Annotated in this window: 31 protein-coding genes; 21 read left to right on the top strand and 10 right to left on the bottom strand. The window is 47.6% G+C overall.

Annotated elements, in window-relative coordinates:
* Positions 1-160: 160 nt before the first annotated feature.
* On the bottom strand, positions 161-1,351 hold the full coding sequence (locus tag T458_RS47940; protein ID WP_023558238.1) for an oxalate decarboxylase family bicupin: 1,191 nt from the start codon (positions 1,349-1,351) through the stop codon (positions 161-163).
* A 238-nt stretch (positions 1,352-1,589) separates the two neighbouring features.
* Between T458_RS47940 and T458_RS47935 the strand changes: the two genes are divergently transcribed.
* Positions 1,590-1,931, top strand: a complete 342-nt coding sequence (locus T458_RS47935; RefSeq protein WP_023558237.1) for a YolD-like family protein — start codon at positions 1,590-1,592, stop codon at positions 1,929-1,931.
* A 74-nt stretch (positions 1,932-2,005) separates the two neighbouring features.
* Here T458_RS47935 and T458_RS47930 read toward each other — a convergent pair whose 3' ends face one another.
* A complete protein-coding gene (locus T458_RS47930) occupies positions 2,006-2,464 on the bottom strand; it encodes a DinB family protein (RefSeq protein WP_023558236.1) in 459 nt (152 codons plus the stop codon).
* Positions 2,465-2,605: 141 nt separating this feature from the next.
* Between T458_RS47930 and T458_RS47925 the strand changes: the two genes are divergently transcribed.
* The 5 genes from T458_RS47925 to T458_RS47905 all read left to right on the top strand — a co-directional run bounded on the left by T458_RS47925 (position 2,606) and on the right by T458_RS47905 (position 6,720).
* The gene (locus tag T458_RS47925) at positions 2,606-4,108 is read left to right on the top strand and encodes a DUF4153 domain-containing protein (protein WP_023558235.1); all 1,503 of its coding nucleotides are present in this window, start codon (positions 2,606-2,608) and stop codon (positions 4,106-4,108) included.
* 183 nt (positions 4,109-4,291) lie between these two features.
* The gene (locus T458_RS47920; protein ID WP_031306078.1) at positions 4,292-5,107 is read left to right on the top strand and encodes a metallophosphoesterase; all 816 of its coding nucleotides are present in this window, start codon (positions 4,292-4,294) and stop codon (positions 5,105-5,107) included.
* A gap of 122 nt (positions 5,108-5,229) precedes the next feature.
* Positions 5,230-5,619: a cupredoxin domain-containing protein gene (locus tag T458_RS47915; protein ID WP_023558232.1), complete on the top strand. Its 390-nt coding sequence runs from the start codon at positions 5,230-5,232 to the stop codon at positions 5,617-5,619.
* Positions 5,620-5,771: 152 nt separating this feature from the next.
* Positions 5,772-6,131 carry a hypothetical protein gene (locus T458_RS47910; protein WP_023558231.1) on the top strand — a complete coding sequence of 120 codons (360 nt, stop codon included), beginning with the start codon at positions 5,772-5,774 and terminating at the stop codon, positions 6,129-6,131.
* 58 nt (positions 6,132-6,189) lie between these two features.
* Entirely contained in the window at positions 6,190-6,720 is a 531-nt protein-coding gene (locus tag T458_RS47905) for a hypothetical protein (RefSeq protein WP_023558230.1), read from the top strand.
* A gap of 6 nt (positions 6,721-6,726) precedes the next feature.
* On the opposite strand, the gene T458_RS56635 is transcribed toward T458_RS47905, so the two are convergent.
* Both T458_RS56635 and T458_RS47895 read right to left on the bottom strand, forming a co-directional pair.
* A complete protein-coding gene (locus T458_RS56635) occupies positions 6,727-7,008 on the bottom strand; it encodes a hypothetical protein (protein ID WP_084568018.1) in 282 nt (93 codons plus the stop codon).
* 121 nt (positions 7,009-7,129) lie between these two features.
* Positions 7,130-8,140, bottom strand: a complete 1,011-nt coding sequence (locus tag T458_RS47895) for an NAD(P)/FAD-dependent oxidoreductase (protein WP_031306077.1) — start codon at positions 8,138-8,140, stop codon at positions 7,130-7,132.
* A gap of 337 nt (positions 8,141-8,477) precedes the next feature.
* Between T458_RS47895 and T458_RS47890 the strand changes: the two genes are divergently transcribed.
* The 3 genes from T458_RS47890 to T458_RS57320 all read left to right on the top strand — a co-directional run bounded on the left by T458_RS47890 (position 8,478) and on the right by T458_RS57320 (position 10,546).
* A complete protein-coding gene (locus tag T458_RS47890) occupies positions 8,478-9,668 on the top strand; it encodes an NAD(P)/FAD-dependent oxidoreductase (protein ID WP_023558227.1) in 1,191 nt (396 codons plus the stop codon).
* Between the two features lie 80 nt (positions 9,669-9,748).
* Entirely contained in the window at positions 9,749-10,225 is a 477-nt protein-coding gene (locus T458_RS47885; RefSeq protein ID WP_023558226.1) for an NUDIX domain-containing protein, read from the top strand.
* Positions 10,226-10,405: 180 nt separating this feature from the next.
* Positions 10,406-10,546 (top strand): YuiA family protein, encoded by a 141-nt coding sequence (locus T458_RS57320; protein ID WP_023558225.1) that lies wholly within the window; start codon positions 10,406-10,408, stop codon positions 10,544-10,546.
* A gap of 60 nt (positions 10,547-10,606) precedes the next feature.
* On the opposite strand, the gene T458_RS57825 is transcribed toward T458_RS57320, so the two are convergent.
* A complete protein-coding gene (locus T458_RS57825) occupies positions 10,607-10,732 on the bottom strand; it encodes a hypothetical protein (RefSeq protein WP_023558224.1) in 126 nt (41 codons plus the stop codon).
* Between the two features lie 626 nt (positions 10,733-11,358).
* On the opposite strand from T458_RS57825, the gene T458_RS47875 reads away from it, so the two are divergent.
* On the top strand, positions 11,359-11,619 hold the full coding sequence (locus tag T458_RS47875; RefSeq protein WP_023558222.1) for a YuiB family protein: 261 nt from the start codon (positions 11,359-11,361) through the stop codon (positions 11,617-11,619).
* A 58-nt stretch (positions 11,620-11,677) separates the two neighbouring features.
* On the opposite strand, the gene T458_RS47870 is transcribed toward T458_RS47875, so the two are convergent.
* Positions 11,678-12,142, bottom strand: coding sequence for a hypothetical protein (locus tag T458_RS47870; RefSeq protein ID WP_023558221.1), 465 nt, complete (start codon positions 12,140-12,142; stop codon positions 11,678-11,680).
* Positions 12,143-12,572: 430 nt separating this feature from the next.
* The gene (locus tag T458_RS57315) at positions 12,573-12,944 is read right to left on the bottom strand and encodes a hypothetical protein (RefSeq protein WP_023558219.1); all 372 of its coding nucleotides are present in this window, start codon (positions 12,942-12,944) and stop codon (positions 12,573-12,575) included.
* Positions 12,945-13,007: 63 nt separating this feature from the next.
* On the opposite strand from T458_RS57315, the gene T458_RS47855 reads away from it, so the two are divergent.
* On the top strand, positions 13,008-13,628 hold the full coding sequence (locus T458_RS47855; RefSeq protein ID WP_023558218.1) for a 3D domain-containing protein: 621 nt from the start codon (positions 13,008-13,010) through the stop codon (positions 13,626-13,628).
* A 56-nt stretch (positions 13,629-13,684) separates the two neighbouring features.
* Here T458_RS47855 and T458_RS47850 read toward each other — a convergent pair whose 3' ends face one another.
* Positions 13,685-14,464, bottom strand: a complete 780-nt coding sequence (locus T458_RS47850; protein WP_023558217.1) for a cobalamin-binding protein — start codon at positions 14,462-14,464, stop codon at positions 13,685-13,687.
* Positions 14,465-14,488: 24 nt separating this feature from the next.
* On the bottom strand, positions 14,489-14,968 hold the full coding sequence (locus tag T458_RS47845; RefSeq protein WP_023558216.1) for a divergent PAP2 family protein: 480 nt from the start codon (positions 14,966-14,968) through the stop codon (positions 14,489-14,491).
* 221 nt (positions 14,969-15,189) lie between these two features.
* Here T458_RS47845 and T458_RS47840 point away from each other — a divergent pair, with 221 nt between their 5' ends.
* The 10 genes from T458_RS47840 (at position 15,190) to T458_RS0129160 (ending at position 24,494) form a co-directional block, all read left to right on the top strand.
* Positions 15,190-15,561: a DUF309 domain-containing protein gene (locus tag T458_RS47840; RefSeq protein WP_031306076.1), complete on the top strand. Its 372-nt coding sequence runs from the start codon at positions 15,190-15,192 to the stop codon at positions 15,559-15,561.
* A 58-nt stretch (positions 15,562-15,619) separates the two neighbouring features.
* Positions 15,620-17,119: a leucyl aminopeptidase gene (locus tag T458_RS47835; protein ID WP_023558214.1), complete on the top strand. Its 1,500-nt coding sequence runs from the start codon at positions 15,620-15,622 to the stop codon at positions 17,117-17,119.
* A 46-nt stretch (positions 17,120-17,165) separates the two neighbouring features.
* A complete protein-coding gene (locus tag T458_RS47830) occupies positions 17,166-17,597 on the top strand; it encodes a CoA-binding protein (RefSeq protein WP_023558213.1) in 432 nt (143 codons plus the stop codon).
* A 12-nt stretch (positions 17,598-17,609) separates the two neighbouring features.
* Positions 17,610-18,203 (top strand): sulfite oxidase-like oxidoreductase, encoded by a 594-nt coding sequence (locus tag T458_RS47825; protein WP_023558212.1) that lies wholly within the window; start codon positions 17,610-17,612, stop codon positions 18,201-18,203.
* 509 nt (positions 18,204-18,712) lie between these two features.
* Positions 18,713-20,170 carry a hypothetical protein gene (locus tag T458_RS47820; RefSeq protein ID WP_144083879.1) on the top strand — a complete coding sequence of 486 codons (1,458 nt, stop codon included), beginning with the start codon at positions 18,713-18,715 and terminating at the stop codon, positions 20,168-20,170.
* 76 nt (positions 20,171-20,246) lie between these two features.
* The gene (locus tag T458_RS47815) at positions 20,247-20,525 is read left to right on the top strand and encodes a hypothetical protein (RefSeq protein WP_023558210.1); all 279 of its coding nucleotides are present in this window, start codon (positions 20,247-20,249) and stop codon (positions 20,523-20,525) included.
* A gap of 528 nt (positions 20,526-21,053) precedes the next feature.
* Entirely contained in the window at positions 21,054-21,752 is a 699-nt protein-coding gene (locus tag T458_RS47810; RefSeq protein WP_023558209.1) for an aspartate/glutamate racemase family protein, read from the top strand.
* A gap of 404 nt (positions 21,753-22,156) precedes the next feature.
* Complete coding sequence (locus T458_RS47805) at positions 22,157-22,642, top strand: hypothetical protein (protein WP_023558208.1); 486 nt, start codon at positions 22,157-22,159, stop codon at positions 22,640-22,642.
* Positions 22,643-22,935: 293 nt separating this feature from the next.
* Complete coding sequence (locus T458_RS0129165; protein WP_031305320.1) at positions 22,936-23,616, top strand: helix-turn-helix domain-containing protein; 681 nt, start codon at positions 22,936-22,938, stop codon at positions 23,614-23,616.
* Complete coding sequence (locus T458_RS0129160; RefSeq protein ID WP_084567900.1) at positions 23,613-24,494, top strand: IS3 family transposase; 882 nt, start codon at positions 23,613-23,615, stop codon at positions 24,492-24,494. The genes T458_RS0129165 and T458_RS0129160 overlap by 4 nt, the downstream gene beginning before the upstream one ends.
* Before the next feature lie 67 nt (positions 24,495-24,561).
* Here the strand turns inward: T458_RS0129160 and T458_RS47800 are convergent, their stop codons facing one another.
* Complete coding sequence (locus T458_RS47800) at positions 24,562-24,783, bottom strand: hypothetical protein (protein WP_023558207.1); 222 nt, start codon at positions 24,781-24,783, stop codon at positions 24,562-24,564.

Here is a 24,783-nt window from a genome sequence, read left to right as displayed (position 1 = left end):
CCCCACATGTATGCTGTAGGGTTGCGGATAACGACCTTCTTAACGGTGAAGTGCGACACCTCGTTAAGGAGGTCTTTTTCATGGCGTTAAAGTAGTGCCAGAAGCGGAAAGGGGACGTACCTTGGAATAAAATATGGAAAGCCACAGAAGGCTGATTTTCTTACTTATGCTGCCTTGGATAATAAGAATATCCGGGATGTTTTACTATAAATTGTTTTTCCTTACGCAATACGTTCATGAATTCTGGGCCTACATGTAGGTTTTGTTGTACTAATTGATGAGGTGTGAGCGCCATCCACTGATTAAGTGATATATCTTCAAAACGATCACTCGCAAACAACTCCAAAGCCCACACGCTTTGGTCACCGGTGTTTTGGATGTAGTGTCCGAAGGCGCGAGGTACATAACCTACATCTCCAGAACGAAAATCGAAGGTGCGAGCCGTACCATTGGGGGCCATAACCGTCATGCGAGCCGTGCCTGAGATATAATATTGCCATTCATCTTGGTTTGGATGCCAATGCATTTCTCTCATTGAACCCGGTTTGATTTCCAACAGCGATGCTGCGATTTGAGTAGAAATAGGAAAGTTGGTAGAATCCACAATCCGCACGGTACTTCCGCCCGGAGTTACAATCGGCTCTTGTGAAAGTAGTCGGTGTGTAAAGGTTTTCGGTACGAAACCGTATGGGTCAGTCACCTGCTCACTTTCAATTGGACCGGGAACATTTGCTTGAAAAATGTATAGCTGATGATTCGGGATATTGGCAAAAGTGCTTGTTGGAACACCAAAATTCGCTGATAGTACGTCCTTTGGTGTATGTGCGAACCAATCAGAGATAGATAAAGTATTAAGGTCAGAGAAGTTACCGTCAGGGAAAACGAGTAAAAACTCGCAACCTTCTTCCAACCCTTGAATTGAGTGAGGAATTCCGGGCGGGAAGTACCATAGGTCTCCCACGCCTACGTCAGCAATGAAGTTCCTTCCGTTCTGGTCAACGGATGTAATTCGCGCTCGCCCCACAAGCATGATGGCCCATTCCGCTTGCTGATGCCAGTGCAACTCACGTACACCACCCGGAGTCAGAGCCATATTCACCCCAGCAATTGTGGTCGCAATCGGAAGTTGTCTAACGGTCACTTCCCGTGACCAGCCACCGTAATTTAACTGCATGTATGTGTCGGAGAAAGAGAACTTCAAGTTGGGAAGCGTTCCTGCGTCGGTGGTAGGAGGAACCAACATGTCGGGGTTCTCAAGGTCTCGCATAACGTCCCTTGGACCTAAATCCCACCATCCGGCACCATCCCTTATCGGTTGTGGTATATATCCGTTCCTTGTTTGCTCCTGCAAAATTATCTACTCCTCGTTCTAAACAACTTGTATTCGACATTGGTGCAAATGCCTAAATTAAGTTATGAATAAAATTGGAATTGGGAAATATGTCCTCTGCAAGAAACGGAGCAATTACTGTTACTAAGGTATTTTGAAAATGGGCAAAAGTACCTTTCCTATCGATGGATTGAGTCTTGATAAATTTTGAATGAGAGCTCATAATAGGAACATGCGTTCGATATATGAGGTGATATGTATGGCGAAGAAAATGGATGATCTATTCGATAGCATGAGGGTGGTATTGCCGGAACAGCGAGCAGCTAATCTTGAGAACATTGAAATGCTTGGGGTTGAGCCGCGTCCGAAAATTGACGAAGAGGATTTCGGCGAAATGTGCTTCCGGATCTATGATTCAACCCAGTATAACTACCCGATCAATGTGAAGTGGTTCATTCCACAAAAAGGCGACCTCGGCACGTTCGAGTCCGCATGGGGCGTCGTGCGCGAGATAGATAAGAAGTACGAACAGTTCAAACTCGTCAGCGATTGGGAGTCTCATTGGATAAACGTGCGGGATCTCGTGAGCGTAAAGAAGTGATCGGCGAAGGCCCACCGGCGAGAAATCGCGAATGGGCCGTTTTTATTATTGAGGCATCGCCTCGCAAGTCCTATCTATAGGTTCCTGTCCACCAGACTGGCGGATACCGGCTCGATCCCCAGCTCGCGCATCCAGATGGAAAGCTGTCCGACGTGGTGGATTTCATGCGCGATGAGGTGGCGAAGAATGTCCCCTTGTGAGTATGGACGGTCATTCCAGGAAATGTCGACTAACTCATGCTCGAGTTCGCTGGACCAGTTGTCGATGAAGGAGCGGACTTCGTGATGCCAGGAATCAGAAAGCTCCCTGACGAGTGGAAGCGTCTGGACCTGTTCATAAGGAACCTGTACGTCTGGTTTTCCAGCAATCCCGCGAATCCAGCTGTATTCCACGTCCACGATGTGATACAGCGTGTAGAGAATGCTGCCCGCACCCCCGACACGGTTGACCAGCAGTTCTTCATGGGGGACGAGCTGACAGCGTTCGAACCACTCCGTGCGTATTTGCCAGTTATATAAAAACAGCTTTTTCATGTTCGAGTCCTCCCAACCTCCTTTTCCACCCAGTGTATCCGATTCTTTCCTGCTTGTCTGGTGTTTTTTTACACGCGTCTGTATCGGTCTTCGCTTCCTCCACGTAACTACAATTGAATATGCAAAGAGGAGCGACGTACGATGACGGAAGAAGGTACGGGACATACAAGGATTTTGGGGTTAGGCGCAGGCTCGCTGGTTCTCGCCATCTGGGCGGATCTTCTGTTCTACGGCAAAGCGCCGGGAATCTCGTATCCTTTATTTTTACTCAGTCTTTACGGGTTGTTCTGGTGGCAAGCGAGAGAGAACGGGAGAATGAGCTTTCATCGACGCCACGCTTTTTCCTTGGGAATGACGGTGCCGATCCTGCTGCTTGCTTTTACATTTCTCTTTTTCTCCAACTCTTTGTTTCACATCGTGAATTTCTTGCTGGTTCCCTTTTTGTTCATCGTACAAACGATCCTGTTGACCGAGCGGAACCGCAAAAAGTGGTATACATTAGGCTTTCTCGGGGATTTGATTGAAATCGCTTTGCTCTACACGCTGCGCCATATCCGCGTGCCTTTTGGCGGTATCAAAGAATGGATCAAAAGCAGGGTCGACCAGAAAAAGTATGGCGTCGTCAAAAAAATCGCAACGGGAATCGGGGTCTCGCTCCCTATCTTGTTTGTTGTATTGTCTCTCTTGTCACAGGCAGATGGCGTGTTCGGGTTTTTCCTGGGTGAGATTCCCCGTCTGTTTTGGGAAACGGTATCGGTGGAGACGGTGTTTCGCCTCTTCTTGATCGGGGCGTTGGCGCTCGGCATGTTTGCTTATTTTTTCACGCTTGTGGGCAAGTGGGAGCCTTTTGCGGAAGTTCCTGTACCGCAACAGGAGGAGAAGCCGATTGTCTGGGACGGGGTTGTCCTAGTAACGATGTTGACGATCATGAATGTGGTGTACATCGCGTTTACGGCGGTTCAGATCTCGTACTTGTTTACGGGGGAGAAGATGCTTTTGCCCGAGGGCATGACCTATGCGGAGTACGCCAAGAACGGATTCAACGAATTGGTTATGGTCACGCTGATCAATTTCTTTATCCTGATTACCACGATGCATTTTGCTTCGCGCGCAAAGCACGGGGTCTATCGGGTTATTCAGGTCTTGCTTAGCTTACTGACTGTATGTACAGGCTTTATGCTCTTTTCCGCGTACTTTCGGCTTTCGTTGTACGAAGCGGCATACGGCTATACCTATTCACGGCTGTTGGGCCACGCCTTCATGCTTTATCTGTTGGTGGTGTTTCTGATCGGGCTGCTCAAAATCTGGAGAAACGGCTTTTCCCTGATCAAATACTATGCGATTGTCGGCCTGGTCGCTTACGTCGTGATCAATTATATCAACATCGATGCGATCATCGTGAAAAACAACCTGGCACGCTATGCCGAGACCGGGAACATCGACCTCGATTATCATATGAGGCTCTCAGATGACGCGTATCCTTATTTATTGGCTTTGACGAATGATCCGCAGATGGGTGAGCGGGTCAAGGAAAAGCTTCAGAACCGCTTGGAAGAGGAGCGGGAGGCGGAGTGGAACTGGCAATCGTTCAATCTGTCTACGTATCTGGCAATGAAAAAGGTGGAGGAAGCGATAGGGAATTGATAGACAACGGATAGATCGAGTGTGATAGATTTAGAGGGTATGATCCCCATATCTTGTTGTAAAGGGAGGTCATAGACATGAAAATTCTTATTGCCATCATTGCGGTTGCCGGGCTGCTTACGGCCCTGGCAGCGCTCTATGTCAGCTTGAAAAACCGAAGAGATCGTTAGTGGGTGTGAAACCGTGAGCTACCTCCTTTTCCTAATCATCTTAATAGGTATGGCATTGCTGCTGCTGTTTCACACCTTTTGGGTACGCACAACCATTGCAGAATGCCGCACGCCCCTTTTGCCAAAGCTCACGCTGATTCACATCACGGATCTTCACGGACGTACACGTTTTCTGAACGGCCCGCTGCATCGTCTCATCAACAAGTGGCAGCCGGATCTCGTCTGTGTGACCGGGGATCTGGCCCAGCATCGTGGACAATTGGACCGGGTGATGGGGGAGATCGGCAGAATCGAGGCTAGAGAGGGCATCTTTTTTGTTCCTGGCAATTACGAGCGGGAAGAGAAACGCGTCATCGGCAAAAAGCGATATACCGATCAGGAGTACGAAGAAATGAAGCAGGTGTGGGAAGGGGCCATCCGAGTCTTGGAAAACCAGGGCATCGCGCTTCCTTTTGAAAATAAGATGCTCTATCTATACGGCTTCGACAATTCCGTGTATGGAAATGAAGCTTACGTCCCGCAGGATCGGGAAGCAGGACCGGCCTACACGGTTTTCCTAGCCCATTCGCCGAAGATCATTTCTTATATAGAAGAAAGGGGATTGCGGGCAGATTTGCTGCTGACTGGTCATACCCACGGCGGGCAGGTCAGATTGTTCGGCAAAGCATGGGGGGCGTACAAGCATTTTCACGTAGGAGCCAAGCCAGACAAAAGCGTCGGTCTTTTTGCGATCAGTCGCGGGCTCGGAACAACCAAATTGCCTGTGCGACTCGGTTGCTTTCCAGAAATCACAGTCTATCGCTTCAATTCCGATCGGATTTCCCCTTAGTTCACCAATCCTTTGCTAGTTTGTCATGGTTCGTTCACAGATTGCCATATATTGGACGACATGAATTCAGTACAATGAAGATGTAAAGATCATTATAAGATTTTGAGAAAGAAGGGTCTCCTATGAAAAAGAAGTGGGGTTTGCTGGTGTCGGCAGTTGCCGTATCCGCGATGTTAATGACAGCATGTGGTGGGGAAACAAATAACCAGGCTGCCAGTGGCAACGAGGCTGCTCCCGCTGCGGCTTCTTCTGGAACACAGGTAAATATCGAAGCTAGCAACTGGAAATTTAACCAGGATACATTCGAGGTAAAAGCAGGCGAGGAATTCACGATCAACTTCAAATCCACCGAGGGCTTCCACGGAATCGGAATTGAAGGTCTCGATGTAGACCTGCAAAAAGACGGCAGCAAAACATTGAAAGTCGACGAACCAGGCGAGTATAAAATCTTCTGCAACATTATTTGCGGACCAGACCATGGAAAAATGGTCGCTACACTGGTTGTAAAATAAGTGGCATAACCAAACGACATCAAACCAAGCACTTTGTCCGATTAGCGGGCAGGGTGCTTTTTTCATACATATTTTACCTTGAGTTGGTGCATGGTATAGAAGGAAGGTTTACAGGCAACGAACAGGACGCATGTGGCAGGAAAAGGAGATGGATGGTTCTGGAGAAGAAGAAGTATTACGTCACGCTGCAAGCGGGCACGACAGTTGCTGAGATCCGCGACGTAAAAGGAACCTCTGCTTATGATTACGAAATCGAGGCGACAGAAGTAGAGGTAGGGATGATGCGGGATTTGTTGAACAACTGCGTCCATGGCGACTTCATGATGTGGATGCACAGTCACACGCTTTGGTCCGATATGCCTGATCGGGATAATGATGAGTACGATGACAATCTGCGGTCCATTTACCAAATCATCTACCGTCTTGGCACCCCCAAAACCAGAAGCGATCTGGAGCAGATGGGACTTGTAGAGGCTTTGCGGCTGGATCAGGAGGATTTGCGCCCGTTCTAGGTAGTGTTGTTTGCTGTGAGCCTATTCAACCAATTGGATTCAAGAAGGAGTGAGCGGGATGAAGCAATGGAAAAAAGGAATCGTCACGACAGCACTTGTCATGGGATTGGTCATGCCGATAGGGGCACAGGCACAAAACGTACAGGCGCAGCCTCTATCCAAGCCAGAAGCTGTCACTAGCATACCTGAACAGGAAAGCCAGGATCATCACGGACACCACAAGTTCAAGATGCGCATGAGTGTACATCAAAAAATGTACATGACGCTGCTGGCCGAAAAATACACGCCCAAGCAAGCGGCTGAGTGGCAATCGGTGTTTAAGGAAAGGGAACGACTGATCGGGGAGCTGAAGGCAGCTCGCAAAACCTCCAGCCCAGAGGGGAAAATGGACAAGCAGGCGAAAAGCGAGAGCGAGGATGCCGAGCGTCGCGCCCACATGGAGAAGGCCAGACATGTGTACCAAGAATTCCATGCGGCGATCGAATCGGGAGAAGAAGCGAAAATCAAGGAAGTGCTGCCGAAGCTGCTGGAGCAGATGAAAGCGAAGAACGAACGCTTGGCGAAAAAAGTAGCAGAGGCGAAGAAATAAGAAGACCTAGGAGGGGCGTATGGGAAATGCGCCCTTTTTGGTATTCCATTCTTCGATGATGACAGTGCGCTCTGCCGCACAGGTAGGGCAAAAGCATTGATGCAGGCAATGATGGTGAAGCAGATCCGAAAAACCGTTGTCGAGCTTTGCGTCATCGATCTCCCGGTAAGGGCTGTAGTCGCCGTAATAATCGTAAAGACGCCCGCCGTCTATCATTGTGGTTTGACAGCGAGGGCAGTCCTCCTGAAGCGTGTCGAATCCGTTGCAGACTGGACATAGATAACTCATCGCGATGACGCCTCCCGAGCATGATTTTCCTTTTTACTGTGTGCGAACAGGGAGGAAGGTATGCAGAAGGCAAAAAAGTCCTGCACAGCTCAGTGAGGAGCGGCAGGACTTTTGGCAGTCATTACGATTTGAAATTGTCCATGCTGGAGGAGTGGCCTGGCTGCAATTTTGCGTTGGGATTGATGTAGGCGATGGCGTTGTTTACGGCTGTAGGGGCCTCGCCAAAACCGACGGCGATCAGCTTTACTTTTCCTGGATAGGTGGCAATATCTCCAGCTGCATAGATGCCGGGGATATTTGTCTCCATGCGGGAATTGACGACGATTGAGCCTTTTTCCAGCTCCAGGCCCCAATTTTTGATCGGGCCCAGGGAAGAGATGAAGCCGAAGTTGACGATTACCGCATCGACGTCCAGCGCGATTTCCTCTTTTGTGTTGCAGTTAGCAAGCGTGATGCGCTCAATTTTGCCGTCGCCATGCAGGGCTGCTACTTCGTATGGAGTCGTTACCTTAACTTTGGAGGCCATCAGCATCTCTACACTGTGTTCGTGGGCACGGAACTTGTCGCGGCGGTGAATGAGCGTGACCTCCTTGGCGATCGGCTCAAGCATCAAAGACCAGTCCAGAGCAGAATCGCCGCCGCCGATGACGGCTACACGTTGCCCTTTGAAGGAGTTCAGATCGGTGACGAAGTAGTGCAGATTGGATTTCTCGTAGTTGACGGCATCGGGATGTTCCAGTCTGCGCGGTTCAAATGCGCCTACTCCCGCGGTAATAATCACTGCTTTGGAGTAGTGGATGCCCTTATCAGTCGTGATCTCAAACACATCCTGATCATTCTTCACGACATTTTCCACTTTTTCTTCCAGGCAGACGCTTTGCTGGAATTGGGAAATCTGTTCTTTCAGATTATTGATCAGATCCTGAGCCAAAACCTTGGGGAATCCGGCAACATCGTATATGTACTTCTCCGGATAAAGAGCAGAAAGCTGTCCGCCAAGCTGCGGCATGCTTTCGATTATTTTTACACTTGCTTGTCGCATTCCGCCGTAAAATGCTGTAAACAAGCCGGCAGGTCCGCCGCCAATAATCGTGATGTCATATACTTGCTCGTCCTTTTGCAGAAAATTCAATCTCAGCACCTCCGAAATATTCTGAACAAACTCCTTCCTCATTATACCTATACTTCCAATTTAAAAAAAGCAGGGAAAAAACAGCTTTTTTAACCTTTTTTCGTTTAGCAGACAACAATATTGCGAATATAGAAAAAAGGCTTGCAAAAAGAATGCACTGTGGATATGATGAGGGTGACTGTTAAAAAATTGTCACATTTTGTATTACGTGAGTTTGTGCATTTTTTCACAGATAAATTCTTCACAATGACTTCGCACTGATTTTTTTCTAACATTCTACGTGAAAATTCGCACAAACTTCGCCCAAATATCACTGTTGATGAATGGAAGGGATACCATGAGCACACCCAAAATCCTCATCCTTGGTGCAGGGTACGGAGGATTGCTGACGACTCTGCAGCTGCAAAAAAAACTGAATTACAATGAAGCGGAAATCACGTTGGTCAACAAGCACAATTACCATTACATCACGACTTGGCTGCACGAACCGGCTGCCGGGACTTCTACGGCAGACCACGCCCGCGTCAATCTAGACGGCATCCTTAATCATGACAAGGTCAATTTCGTCAAAGGGACAGTCCAATCCATCCAGTCCGAGGAACAAACCGTCACACTCGAGGATGGAACCGTTCTCTCCTATGATTACCTGGTCATCGGACTTGGCAGCGAGCCGGAAACATTCGGCATCGAGGGCTTGAAAGAGCATGCCTTCAGTATTCGCAGCATCAATGCCGTGCGCCACATTCGCGAGCATATCGAGTACATGTTCGCGAAGTATAAAGGCGAGCCGGATCGTACGGATTACCTCACCTTTGTCGTTGGAGGAGCCGGATTTACCGGGATCGAATTCTGCGGCGAGCTGGGAGACAGGATTCCAGAGTTGTGCGAGGAGTTCGACGTAGATCCATCGCTGGTGAAAGTGTATTGCATCGAGGCTGCTCCGACCGCATTGCCTGGCTTCGATCCCGAGCTGATCAAGTATGCGATGGAAGTACTGGAGCGCAAAGGAATCGAGTTCAAGATCGGCACTCCGATCCAAAAATGCACTCCGGACGGCGTACTGCTCGCGACGGGTGAAGAAATCAAATCCAAGACCGTGATCTGGGCTGCGGGGGTTCGCGGCAACAGCATCGTGGAAAAAGCAGGCTTCGAGGTCATGCGCGGACGGGTCAAGGTAGACGAGTTCCTGCGTGCTCCGGGTCATGAGAATGTCTTCGTCGTCGGCGATTGCGCCCTGATCTTCAATGAAGAAGGGCGTCCGTATCCGCCAACGGCACAAATCGCGGTACAAGAAGGCGAAACGCTCGGCGACAACCTGGTGGCCATGCTGCGCGGGGAGCTTCCGCAAAAGTTCGTTCCTCATCTGCAAGGCACGCTGGCTTCCTTGGGCAAAGGGGAAGGCATCGGTCAAGTAGGCTCGAAAAAGCTGTTCGGCAGCACTGCAGCCATGATGAAAAAGGCAAGCGACCTGCGCTATCTGTGGAAGATCGGCGGAGCCGGGCTTGCATTGAAAAAAGTAAAGCTGTAAGCTAGACCACGAAAAAGGACATCGAATGCCCCCGGCTACTCAAGCGCCGGGGGTTTTGCAGTCAGAAGGAGTGCTGGTGGATGCGGGATGGCAAGGTGTGGTTGGGCGCATGCGGCATCGTAATTCGCGGTGACGAGGCATTGGTCGTGAAAAAGGCGTATAGCGGCTTGAAGGGACAGTGGTCGTTTCCTGCCGGGTTTGTGCAGGAGGGTGAGACAGTCGATGAGGCTGCCATACGGGAAGTGATGGAGGAGACAGGGGTGACAGCCGTGATTCGTCAGGTGGCAGCGATCCGCTCCGGGGTGATCCGTGGAACGATCAGCGACAACATGGTGGTTTTCTGGATGGATTACATCGAGGGAGAGCCGCGCCCGCAGGAAGGCGAGATTGAGGAGACGCGGTTTATTCCGATTGAGCAGCTGATCACGGACCCTTTGTCCTCGACATACCTGAAGATCATTCTTCCTGAATACCGAAGGCGAGAGCAGGGAATGAGCGGCAGGAACTATCCCATCGATCCGGTCTTTTCGTACACGTCCTATAAGATTTTTAAGTAATTCAAAGCATGAAGCAAAAAATCGGCAATGTTATCGCTTACACCGCCGATTTTTTGCCATTTTTCCGAGATCATTGGATTGTGTTGCGCAGCAAAAACATGATATTATAAAACTCATCTAAATTATCTGAAAATACATGCAATTGTTTCCAGTGCATGGCAAGGGAAAGGGGAGAGCATCATGAGAGAAGCACAAGAAAAATGCCCATACTGCAAAGGAGAAGGTTATTTCCATCTCTTGCTGGGAGGGACGGAGAGTTGCCCCGGCTGTGAGGGGACAGGAGCACATGCGCAAGAGGCCGTCCTCGCAAGCAGAAAATAGAGAACCATGACAAAATCAATCTAAAAATCCTCCCCGCAAAAATTGGGGGAGGATTTGCTGTTAAAATCCGAGGTAAAATTTGGCTGCCAGCAGTCCGACGATTGCCAGCCCGAAAAACACGAGGAAACTCTTCAAATCTTTTACCGTTCGCTCGATCAGTTTGCTCACGGGTTCGTTGTTTTTCATCTCGTCTATTGCCCCTCTCTGGAATGTTTCTGATTCCGTCGAGGGCATCAGCCACGAATCTGGTGGACCCATACTTCAATGGCACGAGCAAAAGAAGGATCAACAGAACCTGGATGATGCACAGAAACATAACGGGCAGGGGGGTAGAGGCAGCGGGAATATCCCGGTAGATGTCCGGCAGGCTGGTGACTTGCAGCTTGTGGTCCAAAAATTTGATCAGGACATGAGAGCGAACGCTGACAAAGTGGTAAACACCGGTAAAGCTCGACCAATAGGCCATCTCCTGCTGCTGTGCAATCGGCTCGTTTTCCGAGACAGGTGCAACCGCAAATAGACAAAGGCAAGCCACCAAAACGGTTATGATATATTTTTGAGCGGAACGAAAATTGAGCAGCGCCATTTGATTTCCTTTCCGAGCATCCTTAAAAAATTTCTCTGCTCTAATCCTACCCCAACTGTGCCAGATTGTCATCAGATGGGCGCAGCAACTAGAGCGTGATTCAATTGGATCGGCTTCTTGTATTGACCTGTTTTGCTGATTTCGATACACTTGGATACGAAAACAAGCCATCTTTTTCCGTCAGGATATCGTTTTCGGAAAAGATAGGCAGGAGGGCTAACGATCCATGAGTATACTGCAATTTGTCGTATCCATCGTCCTATTCTCCGTTCTTGGCTTTGGGATCGGATTTATTTTTAACATGATCTTGCGTACGACCTGGCTCCCGATCATCATCGCGATCGGCGTGGTAATCGGAACACTCATCTACCAACAGATCGTCCCAGGGATTTGGGATGCGGTTATTCTCGGCTGCGGAATGGTCGGCACCGTCGCAAGCGGTTGGACGATTCAAACTTTGCGTAAAAAAGGATATCGGATGTTTTAACAAGATGGCAGGCCAAGGACAGGCCTGTTTTTTTGTGCAGGGTAATCCATCGAGTGGTTCACGAACGCGGTACAAACTTCAAGAAAATTGTTTCGGCATGCATCCCCGAATCGTCATTCCAGGTGATTTCAAAAACAAGGTCCCGATAAAAAATACTGTTTATCTCTTCGGTACTCATTCCTGCACGAAATGGAATGGAGCCATTCCCCGCACTTGCTCCAAATATTTGAAGTGGTTTCCCTTCCTCGAAATCTGGTGATTCCCATGTGACCTTAGGTCGGCCTATAACCAAGTCTGTCTGAACTGTAAATTGGGTGATATTCGCAGAAGTTTTTGGCATCAGCTTACCCACGAAGAGCACCATACTCTTATCTCTGTTAGGTGTCAAAATACACTCCCCTTCCCAATGTTCGCTGGCTCCTTGAAAGTGATAGGACCATGTTTGGGAATGATTGAATAGAAGAAAAATACCGATGAAAATAATGAGCAATGCACCGAATGACAAAATTCTTTTGACTTTCATCCCTACACCCCTTAGTTAATTTTTTTCGGACAGCGACTGGGGGCTCTTTTAGTGGTTGGTTTTTCCATCTTCTTGACAACAAATAGATGTAACGATTCGATCGAATATTTTGGTAATATTATGTAAATATACCATGTTTGTGTTACATATCGCACTAAGTGGGGGACTTCAATGAAAAATTTGATTAAATCGTACCATCATCCGATCTCGCTGTTATTTGGTTTGGTTGCCTCTGTAGCGACAATGTACCTCTGGGTTCTTTTATTCCTTGACTCTTCGATCTCCGTTTTAACCTCGATCCTTTTGTTACTTCCCGCTTTAATTGGACTCATTGCTTCATTTGTTCGACCACCGCTTATCATCATCTCGTTTGTCATTTCATTTCCGTTTAGCGTCTACTTATTTTTAAACGGAAACATGTACAAATTGTTTATGATTCCCTCTCTTTTTTTCCTGATTTCTGCAATTCTGAAGTGTAAGTCATCACAAGATTCACCTTGGAACGTGTAGAAGAACTGAGCTGGTCGAGGAAAAAGGAGAGATAAGCGAAGGCATTTGGGATCTTGACCAAGCCGGGAACGGAAAAGGCGGAACACGTATTTAGCGGACAACCTTGAATGACTTCTTCGAGACGGCTGCTTTTGTCCGCGGTTCCGCCTTTGGAGTGGGAGGCGGCCAGTGACGCCCCCAGCAAAGATCCCACCCCGCCCGGAGCGTTTTCTCCTTTTTCCTCCCCACCACCAAAGCCTATACGAAGCCCACAATCGACCACAAAAAACGGAATATTTCTATAACGGATCAAAATTTGTGTATATTTTCCTCTTCCTCGGGACATGACTAGAACCGAGAGGAGGTTTATCAAAAAATGAATGGAAAGCGAATAAGCAGTATCCTGATGCTCGTAATCATGGTTTTGACCGGATTTGCCAGCGACGGATACGGCTATAACGCAGTCGGAGATGGATTGAGGGCCAACTCTGCATTTGGAATCAAGGAAATCAAGGAAGGTCAGCGGGTCGTCAAGAAGCGCACAGTATCCGCCATTTCACTTACACAGGTGATAGATAAAACAGAAACGATGCTTGAACAGTATCCGAAAGTGCGCGTAGTGGCGACAGGGTATTACGCCGGTTTTGAATCTACAGGCAAAACCCCGTCGCACCCGTCCTACGGGATTACCTATTCAGGTGTCAAAGTCAGAAGGGATGATTATTCCACCATCGCGGCGGACCTGCGAGTCTTCCCGCTGGGGACGATCCTGTACATCCCGGGCTACGGTTACGGCGTAGTTGCGGACAAAGGAGGAGCCATTCGCGGCAACAAGATTGACCTCTATTTTGAGACCAAGCAGGATGTCTTCAAGCAGTGGGGCAAGAAGTCGGTGGACGTCTATGTCGTAAAACGAGGGGAAGGCAAGGTAACGGAAGCCTTCCTCAACTCCCTCAATGAAAAGGGCGTGGCCGCCATGGCAGAGCCAGTCGAATAAGGAAGGCCCAACAAAAATACGTTCAGGAACCCGGTAAGCGGTCCTTGAACGTTTTTTCATTGGTCATCTGGCTGGCGGATCAGGGCTTCCAGCTTCTCCAGTCCATCCAGAATCCGGGGAGAGGGACGGCAGTAGAGACCTTCCTCCAAAATATGGACCCGGCTATTGCGGATCGCAGTCATCTCCTGCCATTCGGGCCGGTCGGTAATCAGACTTGGCTTGATGCGATGAAGCTCAATGCCGCACCAAACGATACAGATGTGATCCGGATCGCGATCCCTTACCATCTCACGTGTCGCCTTGACATTGGCAACGGGATAATCGGCGAAGATGTTGGTCGCACCGACGATTTCACTAACATCCGTCAGCCAGTTCTCGCTGCCGGGCGTGTAGATCGGGTTGGGCCACCATTCCCAGTACAGCTTGGGCTTTTCTTCATAAGCGGCACAGCGTTGCCGAATGCTTGCCACTTTTTCGTCAAATTCACGCGCCAACAGCTCCGCGCGCTGAACAGTCCCGGTCGCTTCTCCTACGAGCCGAATGTCGGCTGGAATTTCGGCGATGCGCGAAGGATTCAGGACGATATGAGGGAGGTTTCGCTCACGAAGAGCAGCAATATTGGCCTCCATGCCGGGGACGCTGAGCGAAGCCACGACGAGATCGGGCCGCAAAGCTTCGACACGGTCCATATCAATCGTCAGATCGGGACCGACCCGGGGCAAATGCTGCCACGCTTCAGGCCAATCGGAATGGTCGTCCAGTCCGACTACCTGCTCGCCCAGACCCAGATAGTACAGGATCTCGGTATTGCTGGGACAGATCGATACGATGCGCATGAGACTCCCTCCCGTAGGCATAACCTAGAAAAACGGATGAACCAGCAAAGCGATGGCAACTCCCAGTGTACCGCCGATCAATACTTCAATGGGTTGATGGCCGAGAAGCTCCTTCAGCTTTTTCGCCTTTTCCTGAGTTGGGCGGGTTTTGAAGGTTTTCATACTCGCCAAAAGATGATTGAATTCATCCACGAGCTTGTTGAGCACGACGGCCTGCATCCCTGCGTGACGTCGTACGCCAGCGGCATCGAACATGACGATCACGCCTAGAATCGCGGAGATCGCAAACATATTGCTGCCGAAGCCCTCCCGCAAGCCTACAGCGGTAGAGAGCGCAGTGACGGCGGAGGAGTGGGAACTGGGCATGCCGCCTGTGCTGAACATCAGAGACCACATCCACGTCTTTGTCGTGAAAAAATGCAGAGGAATTTTAATGAATTGCGCAATTCCTATGGCAAGAAGCGCAGCCCACAAGGGAAAGTTATCGAAAATGTCATTTGCCACAGAAATCCATTCCTTTCTATGTACACATCTGAGTTTATTGTAACAGATGGAGAGAGGGCTCATCCGTTAAGATTGCGAAAAATGTCGCTCCATTTTCCCGACAGACCTGGGCAAATCCAGGAAAAGACCAAAAGTGTTTGCAGACCAGATTGTTGGATGTCAGTGAATGGCAAACTGTGATACGATGAAAGTGGACGGGAGAAAAGGAAGGGGTGCATTCGGTGCCTTTGCCCGATCAATATCTTCAGTTCATCGAAAAATTCAATGCCGGAGAATACTACGAGTGCCACGATTTGCTGGAGGAAATCTGGATGGAAGACAAAAGCGACAAATTTCTCCAGGGGCTTCTGCAGCTTTCCGTCGGTCTGTATCATCGGGAATACGGCAACATCAAAGGGGCCCGCTGGATGTTCGGAAATGCGCGCAAGTACTTGAGCCGCTACCAGCCCGTACATTGGGGCATCGACGTTTCGGAAGTGATCGCTTACATAGCAACATGCGAGGCTGCCCTGCCCGAGTCAGATACCATCTCGTATGCAGAGGCAAAAAACGAAGCGTTTCCTCTTTATCGTTTGCAAATCATCCACAGATAAAACCAAACACAAATGTGTTCATAATTGTATCCTAAGTCACGAAAAGAGGGAAGAGTAAATGCAAGTTAACGTAGAAAAACGTCCGCAGCTTCCTGAGGTTGATTGTGATGAACTGATCGTCCCCCTCTGGAAGGGAGAGGCTCTTGCCCAGATCTATCCGGAGCTGGACCAGGCTTTTGATGGCGGTCTGGATGTGCTTCAGGCAAATAAGGAAATAAGCGGAGAGGCCAAAGCGACAGGCGTCGTTCACAGTATGGGCAAAATCGCAGCCAAAAAGCTGATTGTCATCGGGATGGGCGACCCGGATAAGTTCGATTTCGTCTCCGCTCGCAATGCATGGGGCCGAGCAGCGAAAACGGTGCTTGGAAAGGGAAGCCAAAAAAACGTAGCCATCGACCTGCCGACGACAGACAGGCTGGAAACGGATCGATTGGCACAAGCTGTGACCGAAGCCTTTGGTCTGGCTGACTATCATTACGAAGGCTATCGGCTCAAGCCGAAGCGGGAAGCCGATCCGGTAGCGACAGTGCGGATATTGGCAGCGGAGGATGCACAGGATGCAGTCCGTGAAGGAGTAAAGCGAGGAATGGCTCTGGCGAAAGGAACCAATCTGGCGCGAACACTGGTGAATGAGCCTGGCAACTACCTGCCGCCCCGCGCTCTCAAGGACGCCGCAGTGGATGTAGCGCGCCGTCATGGGATGCAGGTCGAGGTGCTAGAGAAGGCCAAGCTGGAAGAACTCGGCATGGGCGGGGTCCTCAGCGTCGCGCAGGGAAGCGTAGAGGAGCCATACGTAATCGTCGTTCGCTATCAGGGGCGCGAGACCTGGGACGATGTGATTGGACTGATCGGAAAAGGCGTAACGTTTGACACGGGAGGCATCTCCATCAAACCGGTGGCGGGGATGGAAAACATGAAGTCGGACATGGGCGGCGCGGGAGCTATGATCGGCGCACTGGAGGCGCTGGGCCAGCTCAAGCCGAAAGTAAATGTGCTGGCTGTCATCGGCACCGTGGAAAACATGCCTTCTGGCAGCGCGTTTCGTCCTGGCGATGTCATCACCACGATGAGCGGCAAAACCGTAGAGATCATTACTACGGACGCGGAGGGACGCCTGGTGCTGGCAGATTGCATCACCTACGCGAAGCAGCAGGGAGTCTCCTGCCTGGTGGACGCGGCTACCTTGACTGGCGGAATTGTCGTGGCATTGGGGAATGTTTGCTCCGGTGCAATGACGAACAACCAGGAGATGGTGGAAGAAGTGCTGGCAGCAGCAGCAGCGGCAGGCGAGCGCCTGTGGCAGCTGCCTACCTTTGACGAATATCGGGAACTGAACAAAAGCCATTTTGCCGACTTGAAAAATTCAGGTGGCCGCAACGGTCATGCGATCATCGGCGGCGTCTTTTTGCAGGAGTTTGCGGAAGATACGCCATGGGTGCATCTGGACATTGCGGGTACCGCGTACAATGTCAACCAGGGCGACATGCAGCCCGCAGGCGCTACAGGTGTTATGACGCGCACGATCACGCAGTTTGTGATGGGGCGCGCACAAGCATAAATCAACCATCATCATTTCAGACATGATCAATAGGAGAGTGGAGTTCATGGTACAAAATCCAAGCAATGAAACCCGTCGCCAACTGCTGGAAGATGCCAAAACGATTGCCGTCGTCGGCTTGTCCAACAAGCCTGACCGCACGAGCTACATGGTTGCGGCAGCCATGCAAAACGCCGGCTATACGATTATTCCTGTCAATCCAATCATCGCAGGTGAAACAGTCCTGGGTGAAAAGGTGTTGGCAACGCTTGCCGAGATCGATACGCCAGTCGATATCGTCAACGTATTTCGCAGGAGCGAAGACATTCCGCCAGTAGCCGAGGACACGCTAGCTATGAAGCAGAAGCCGAAAGTGTTCTGGATGCAGCAGGGGATTTCCAACGATGAAGCGGCGAAGAAGGTCAGCGAAGCCGGGATCGAGGTCGTCAGCGACCTTTGCATCAAAGTAGATCACGCGCTGCTGCGCATCGGGAAATAGGAGTTGGTTAACATGCCAATCAACACTGAAGAAACAAAGCGGGACCGAATTCCTCCTAACCAAAGGCAAACCACCGGCTTTCCTGTCCTGCACTATGGAGATGTGCCAGAATATACCGATCTGGCAACGCAGTGGGATCTGCGCATTTTCGGTCTGGTCGAGGAAGAAGCCACATTATCCTATGAACAGCTAATGGCGCTGCCCAAAGGGAACTCCACCAACGACATTCACTGTGTGACAGGATGGAGCAAGCTGGACAACGTATGGGAAGGGATTCCGGTCGAGGAAATCACCAAGCTCGTCCGCATCAAGCCGGAAGCCAAATACGTCATGCTGCACGCAGAGCAGGGCTGGACAGCCAACCTGCCGCTTGCAGACTTCCTTGCCCCAGGCAATCTCTTTGCCTACAAGCACAACGGGGAGGAACTAACTCCTGAACACGGCTGGCCGCTTCGCTTCGTGGTGCCGCATCTGTATTTCTGGAAAAGCGCCAAGTGGGTGCGCGGCATCGAGTTTATGGAGAAGGATCGGCAAGGGTTCTGGGAGAAGAATGGGTATAATATGTATGGTGATCCTTGGAAAGAGCAACGTTTTGCTTGGGATTAAATAGAATGAAAAAGAGGCGGGCAACCGCCTCTTATTTTGCCTAATTGAATTTAATTTTACAACATATTCCAGAATGTAATCGACCAGACTACCCGTACTAATCAGAGTGGGCTTTGCGGTGATTGGGCAAGCAGGCGTGAGCTTGGCTGGTAAAGGCAGGGTATTCGTACTTGGGAAGAAAGTAGCATATAAAGTAAGCAAACCCTCCTCGGACTTCTCCGCAGGAGGGTTTGCCTTTTTTAGCGTCGGATTAAGTTGGTAAATGACGAGAAATTCCAATGGATCGAAATGGATTCCCTCACCGGTGTAAGAGTGAACATTATGATGAAACTCTACTGCGATATCTCCTAGCTCCCTACAATCCTGCCCAAAGAAAACATACCCTGTTCCCGTGATTGTGGGCAGTCCACGGAATGATTCATCAGAATGCATACAGGAAATAACCGACCCGCCTCTAGGTTAAGCAGAGGCGGGTTTGTACTTTAATATCTTTTAGCGACTAACTTAGGATGAACATTAAACAAAATATTTTGTATTATACAAAAATGTTTACAAATTTCCAAAAGTATGAAATTATGGATTATATCATAAAAAAAGGAAGGAATGGTTACAAAGTGGTTAAGAAGAAGATTCTTACATGTAGTTTTGCCTTATTGGTTACAATTGGCGCAATAATGCCAAATGTACAAGCTTCTGCTTCTAATCAAGTATTGATATCAAGTTCGACCGAGGTGGAAGGTAAAACATATCTTGATCTCGACCCTAAGGGAAAGGATTTAAATGAAGACAACTACGAAGAAACAACTGTTAGCATCGAAAAAATGGAAGTGAAACGTTCAAAGATTACCATTGAGGGTGCACTCTCTTATGATGATGAAGAAAGTACCTTTTCTCTGTCTGGAGAATTAAAGAGTGGTAACAAATCTAACGGAATATTGGTTGGTAACTTAGAAGATAAAAATGATAACTTTGACGTTATTCACTTCTCTATTGATAGTGAGAACGACCGTACAATTACTTTAGACAAGAAGAAAGGAGAAAAGGTCAAAAAAAATAATGAAGTCTTATTAAAACTATATCTAATGAAAAAAGGAACTAGAGACTTTACAGTTATTGAGGTAGAGAATCCAAAATTTATCGATAGTAAATTATTTAAAGTTACGGATAAATTAGAGAGCGCTGAGCATCGCGATCAATATTGGTATTCCAAAATATTAGAACCAGAGATTGAAATAATTGAGGAAGAAGATACTCCTAAAAATATTTCTGCCGATGGTGAATTTTCGACAATGGCACTTCAAAGTCATGGAATTACGACTGTACATAAGTTTAGATACGAAGTAGCTGGTGATACATGGACTGAGAAATTTAATACAAGACGCACAATTGAAGGCCCGGACAGAATTAGCAGTAGTGGAGAATTTGTTGTTAAGTTCTACGTCACCGAAGAAGAAACGTCTTATGAGGATAGGTACGGTGACGTTTATATTGTGGATGACGAAACGAGTACTGCAATTGGAAGATTTGGGGACACAATTGTTCAAGGATGGGTAGAATCCGATGAGGTAATACAGACGGTAGAATGGGATGGCAGTTACAAGAAACCGGGTTTTTTCTCTGATCCAGAAATTTCGATTGGTTGGTCTGTAGGCTTACTTGGTGTATCCATTGGTCCGTCGACTTCGTGGAATAAATCTGAATTTTATGAAGCCATGACCATGAAAGCATTCGATAACACAAGTGGAAAATATACCAAAAATGCTGCTGTAGTCTGGAAGGAAGATTCTCAAGTTTTAAACGAACCGGGCCACACTTTTGATCATGTTTTTAGGGTGGGCACTTATGACACATCAGGGTATAAAGACTTCAATGTTCAATTCAGTTACACAATCGATAATCCTATGGATGAAAGAGATACAGTTAAAGAATATGATCGCGAAATCTCTTTAACATATAGGGTTAGATAGATCATAATGAAGAGGAGAAACACGAGCGAATGTGCTTGTGTTTTTCCTCTAATTAAATTTTTTGGGGGGAGAAGTATTGACATTGATATGGATAGTTATTCTACTTATATTCTTTGTAATAGGAGTATTTAAAAATAAGAGGGAGGAACTCTTAAAGAAGGGTGCCTTAACGCTTATGGTTCTATCCAATATTGCAGCCATTAGCATCGTACAAATTGATGTCAATAAGGGTGGAGCTACACATGTAGGATGGATCGATGTACAAGATTTAACGCTATATTTTCTTATAAGCATACATGGGGTAATTGTTGGTTTGTTAATCTATTTGTTCAGCTCAGCAAAGGGAAAAAAATAGGATTGAATATAGTAATGAGGGCAGCGCAAGAAATCGAACCTAAAGAACATACGAAAAATTACTTCCTCCAATGTAATCCTCGATTAGGGGGGGCTTCATGAATTTCGCTTAATAGTTACACAATGTAATGTACGGTGATCCTTGGAAAGAGCAACGTTTTGCTTGGGATTAAATAGGAAAACAAAGGAGGCGGGCAACCGCCTCTTAATTTATTTTAAATGTTAACCTTGATACCCAAGCAGAGTTCGGGGTCCTTCTCTCAGTTGCACCGTCTTCGGTAAAGCTAGATGGAGACCCGGCTCCTTTGGAAACCAACGAATTGGCTATATTGCGATCTGCCAGCCTGCGAAACGAGGATGTTGGCAGAAAAGTAGCCATGCTACGTTGCGCCAATGGGCATAACGGCCATTGGTACCTTGGAAAACGGGAGGAACTGTAACAAATTTATTCTCAATTCGTTACAATGGAGGAGGGAAATTTCCTGTGCTAAAAAAATGAATTATATCAAGGATCCAAGGAGGGGTAATTATGATTGGAATATTGGCGGGAATGGGGCCGAAGTCTACTGGGCCATTTATCGATAAAGTAGTTGAACAATGTCAAAAGATTTATGGTGCCAAATATGACATCGATTTTCCTCATATGATGATATACTCTTGCCCAACACCTTTTTACATTGATAGGCCGATTGATCATGCGGACATGGAACGGTCAATTATCACTGGAGCACAACAGCTGTTAAGTACTGGAGTTCAGTTTATTGCAATGCCATGTAATACAGCACACCTCTACTTTCAAAATATACAGAACGCAATTTCAGTACCCATAATAAATATGGTTGATGAAACTATTAAAGAAATACCTGTATCCTCAAAGAGGGTAGCTATTTTTGCTACTGACGCAACTGCACAATCGGGCATGTATCAAGAATCTCTTTTAAAAAATAATAAAGAGTTCGTCCAGAAAGAAAGTTGGCAAACTGAAGTAAATCAGATCATTTCAAAAATAAAGAAAGGAGAAATAAATAAAGGAGCTGAACAATGGAATCGGCTCTGTTCTGAGGTTGCTGAGAACGTAGATGCGGTTATCATAGCTTGTACAGATTTGAATGTCGTTTCAGATAACAGTATGGAGAAAGATATATTCTTTGTTGATTCATCTACTAGCCTTGCACGTTCTGTGGTAAATAAGTATTTATTGTTTTCAAATGATAAAAAAGTCAAGTAGTTGACGATTTTTACATCTCATTCGACCAATAGTTACCTCATCGTTAATTGGTGAGGTTTTTGTTTTGGTCAAGGAGGGCAACTAAATGGTCTTTAATAAATTTTAGATAACGGTCATTGGAGAAAGGAGGAGTAACTTTTTTAGAATAAATCATACCCGGACTTCAATAACCCACAAGTATTCAAAAATATTTCTCCAACCTCTGACGGAAACTATATTGCAGTTGGTAGTTTAAGGGGGCGGAAATGCAACGGTTGGGTATAACCACAAGCTATTACTTTTCGTACCACACAGTTTCGACAATGCGCGATCCGTTTTACGTTGAACTTCGCAATTCCACAGATGAGTCAATGGAAAGGATATGATAAACTAGAAACTAACGATAGACGAAAGGCTGATTGTGCATGAACCCAAAAACGACAAGCAGGGGACTTGTTGCGGAAGTAATTCAGTACGTCGCGGGAGTCATTATTTTGGTGTTTGGAGTGATTATGATCGCTGGGGCAATGGCTTCCGAGAAGACCAAGTTGACCGAAACGAGCGATTTGGTACTCTTTCTTCTGCTCGGGGTTCTTCCAGCTTTGTTCGGTGGCTGGCTATTGTTCGCGGCAAGAAAAAATACCAGGCTTCGAAGGCTAGACGCAATGGAAAATTTGGTGCTTCAGATTGCTGCACGTTATGGCGGCAAATTAACCGCTACCGAGCTTGCGATGAATTCCAAGCTGTCGATCACGCAGGCGAATGAAGTGTTGGAGGGTTTTACGAAGCAGAACGCAGCCTACCTCTCGATTACGAACAATGGCACGTACGTGTATCAATTTGAGGGAATGATCAGCCAGCAGGACAAAGATCAGGCAGAATCGTTGAAATCCTTGATTTATAAAGAATAGCTTCGTCTGTAAAACTCGCTTAAACCTCATCTTAGAAGCTTAAATCGGTGGATATTGTATTGCCGTAATACCCCAACACCGATTCTCGCTCTTACAAACAAAATTTACAGTGCCAAGACAGCGGCACCTATTATATGCTAAAAGATGCAGAAGCTGATGAGTAGGCTACGGTATACCATGAACGGCAAAAGGAGTTTCAGAATAAATGGTAGCCCTCCTTGGATAATGATATGCTCCCCTTTAAGTAGACAGGTTTAAAAAACAAACCTACTACTTGGAGGGGAGTATTTCTTTTGGCTAAGAAGAATGAGTATAGTGGCGCGGAGAAATTGGCGATTTTGGAGGAGTTGAAAACAGGTGGGGGCACTCTGGTGGAAGTCGCCCACAAGTACAATCTCCATAAGAAGACCTTGCGAGCTTGGCGGCATCAGTATGAATTGTACGGAATGGAAGGGTTAGAAATCCGAATCAAGAATAACCGGTATTCCCCTGAATTAAAGCTTCAAGCGGTTCAAGATTATTTGTCGGGGAAGTATTCACAATATGAACTCATCGATACATACAAAATTGCAAGCCGAACTCAGCTCAGAAGCTGGATTGCCAAGTATAATAGTCATAGCAGCTTTAAATCGGTTAACGAGGGAGCATCGGCTATGACCAAAGGACGTTCTACTACGTGGCAGGAACGAATTGATATCGTGCTTTACTGTATGGCACATAAGCGCAACTATGGGAAAACAGCAGCGCAGTTTAATGTTTCCTACAACCAAGTGTACCAGTGGGTCAAGAAGTACGAGAACGGCGGACAAGATGCGCTTCAGGACGGGCGAGGACGGAAGAAAGCGTCTGAGGAGTTAACCGAGGCCGAGCGTCACAAGCTGGAGATGAAGAAGCTCGAATATGAAAATGAACGGCTTAGAGCGGAGAATGCGTTTCTAAAAAAGTTGAAGGAAATTCAAAGGAGGCGAGTTTGAGCAGACATCGACGGAGGCATGTGTATGTGGCCATACAAGCGGTACATGAAGAACAAGGGTTTAGCGTGCAGTTGTTGTGTGAGGTTGCACAGATTCAGCGCTCCAGTTATTACAAGTGGGTAAACCACAAACCCAGCCCGCAGGAACAAGAAAACGAGCAACTGACGAAGGACATGCTGACCCTTCATGAGCAGGTGCGCGGCATCTACGGCTACCGGCGGCACACTGTCCAGCTCCGTCGTCAAACAGGCAAACCCATTAATCACAAACGAATTCGGCGGCTCATGACCCTCGCAGGGATCCAGTCGGTAATCCGTAGGAAGAAAAAGCAATACCCGCGTTCCGCTCCACAGCATATTGCCGAGAACTTGCTAGGCCGCAAGTTCCATGCTGAAGCGCCCAATGAGAAGTGGCTGACCGATGTAACGGAGTTCAAATATGGACATAGTCAGAAAGCTTACCTCAGCGCCATCCTGGACCTCCATAGCAACAACATTATTTCCTATGTGCTCGGGCATTCGAACAACAACAAACTCGTATTTAAAACGCTGGACCAGGCGCTTGAGGCTACGCCGGGCGCTACTCCTATGCTTCACAGTGACCGGGGGTTTCAATACACCTCGACGGCTTTTAAGAGGAAACTGGACAAAGCAAACATTACCCAAAGCATGTCACGTGTTGGCCGTTGCATTGACAACGGACCAATGGAATCTTTCTGGGGAACCTTGAAATGCGAGATGTATTACCTGACTACATACAACTCGTTTGAAGAGTTGAAGAAGGACATCGATACCTATATCCACTTTTACAATAACGAGCGATTACAGGCAAAGTTAAACGGCCTCAGTCCCACGGAATTCAGAACTAAGGCCGCTTAAAACTTTTACTTATTTGTACTGTCTACTTGACGGGGTGCAGTTCATAATACTAAGAGGGCTTCAGGTTTTACTCTTTTAATAATCTCTTATTCATAACCCATTCATTCCAGTACTGTACTTCCTCTTGGCCTTCACCCTCCCCTTCAATAACTTCGATACAGTAATCGCAAATAAGATATATCTCGTTCTCATTTAAAATTGAACACCTAGTTTTAGGGAGTATTTCCAGTTGCCAGGAATCATTTGGGTTTAAACAATGTTCACATTTAATGTATTGATCTTCATTCAT

This window comes from Brevibacillus panacihumi W25, from assembly GCF_000503775.1.
Taxonomy (GTDB): Bacteria; Bacillota; Bacilli; order Brevibacillales; family Brevibacillaceae; genus Brevibacillus; species Brevibacillus panacihumi_A.
Note: the sequence above shows the minus strand (reverse complement) of the source record. Positions and strands in the feature narration are given on the sequence as shown.

Excerpts from the sequence above, each read along its gene's own strand:
- T458_RS47810 (WP_023558209.1), top strand. The coding sequence starts at position 21,054 with ATGATTGGAATATTGGCGGGAATGGGGCCGAAGTCTACTGGGCCATTT.
- T458_RS47905 (WP_023558230.1), top strand. The coding sequence starts at position 6,190 with ATGAAGCAATGGAAAAAAGGAATCGTCACGACAGCACTTGTCATGGGA.
- T458_RS47805 (WP_023558208.1), top strand. The coding sequence starts at position 22,157 with ATGAACCCAAAAACGACAAGCAGGGGACTTGTTGCGGAAGTAATTCAG.
- T458_RS47890 (WP_023558227.1), top strand. The coding sequence starts at position 8,478 with ATGAGCACACCCAAAATCCTCATCCTTGGTGCAGGGTACGGAGGATTG.
- T458_RS57320 (WP_023558225.1), top strand. The coding sequence starts at position 10,406 with ATGAGAGAAGCACAAGAAAAATGCCCATACTGCAAAGGAGAAGGTTAT.
- T458_RS47885 (WP_023558226.1), top strand. The coding sequence starts at position 9,749 with ATGCGGGATGGCAAGGTGTGGTTGGGCGCATGCGGCATCGTAATTCGC.
- T458_RS47915 (WP_023558232.1), top strand. The coding sequence starts at position 5,230 with ATGAAAAAGAAGTGGGGTTTGCTGGTGTCGGCAGTTGCCGTATCCGCG.
- T458_RS47820 (WP_144083879.1), top strand. The coding sequence starts at position 18,713 with ATGAACATTAAACAAAATATTTTGTATTATACAAAAATGTTTACAAAT.
- T458_RS47825 (WP_023558212.1), top strand. The coding sequence starts at position 17,610 with ATGCCAATCAACACTGAAGAAACAAAGCGGGACCGAATTCCTCCTAAC.
- T458_RS57825 (WP_023558224.1), bottom strand. The coding sequence starts at position 10,732 with ATGAAAAACAACGAACCCGTGAGCAAACTGATCGAGCGAACGGTAAAA.
- T458_RS47835 (WP_023558214.1), top strand. The coding sequence starts at position 15,620 with ATGCAAGTTAACGTAGAAAAACGTCCGCAGCTTCCTGAGGTTGATTGT.
- T458_RS47875 (WP_023558222.1), top strand. The coding sequence starts at position 11,359 with ATGAGTATACTGCAATTTGTCGTATCCATCGTCCTATTCTCCGTTCTT.
- T458_RS47925 (WP_023558235.1), top strand. The coding sequence starts at position 2,606 with ATGACGGAAGAAGGTACGGGACATACAAGGATTTTGGGGTTAGGCGCA.
- T458_RS47930 (WP_023558236.1), bottom strand. The coding sequence starts at position 2,464 with ATGAAAAAGCTGTTTTTATATAACTGGCAAATACGCACGGAGTGGTTC.
- T458_RS56635 (WP_084568018.1), bottom strand. The coding sequence starts at position 7,008 with ATGAGTTATCTATGTCCAGTCTGCAACGGATTCGACACGCTTCAGGAG.
- T458_RS47910 (WP_023558231.1), top strand. The coding sequence starts at position 5,772 with ATGGTTCTGGAGAAGAAGAAGTATTACGTCACGCTGCAAGCGGGCACG.
- T458_RS47870 (WP_023558221.1), bottom strand. The coding sequence starts at position 12,142 with ATGAAAGTCAAAAGAATTTTGTCATTCGGTGCATTGCTCATTATTTTC.
- T458_RS47935 (WP_023558237.1), top strand. The coding sequence starts at position 1,590 with ATGGCGAAGAAAATGGATGATCTATTCGATAGCATGAGGGTGGTATTG.
- T458_RS47855 (WP_023558218.1), top strand. The coding sequence starts at position 13,008 with ATGAATGGAAAGCGAATAAGCAGTATCCTGATGCTCGTAATCATGGTT.
- T458_RS47830 (WP_023558213.1), top strand. The coding sequence starts at position 17,166 with ATGGTACAAAATCCAAGCAATGAAACCCGTCGCCAACTGCTGGAAGAT.
- T458_RS47850 (WP_023558217.1), bottom strand. The coding sequence starts at position 14,464 with ATGCGCATCGTATCGATCTGTCCCAGCAATACCGAGATCCTGTACTAT.
- T458_RS47800 (WP_023558207.1), bottom strand. The coding sequence starts at position 24,783 with ATGAATGAAGATCAATACATTAAATGTGAACATTGTTTAAACCCAAAT.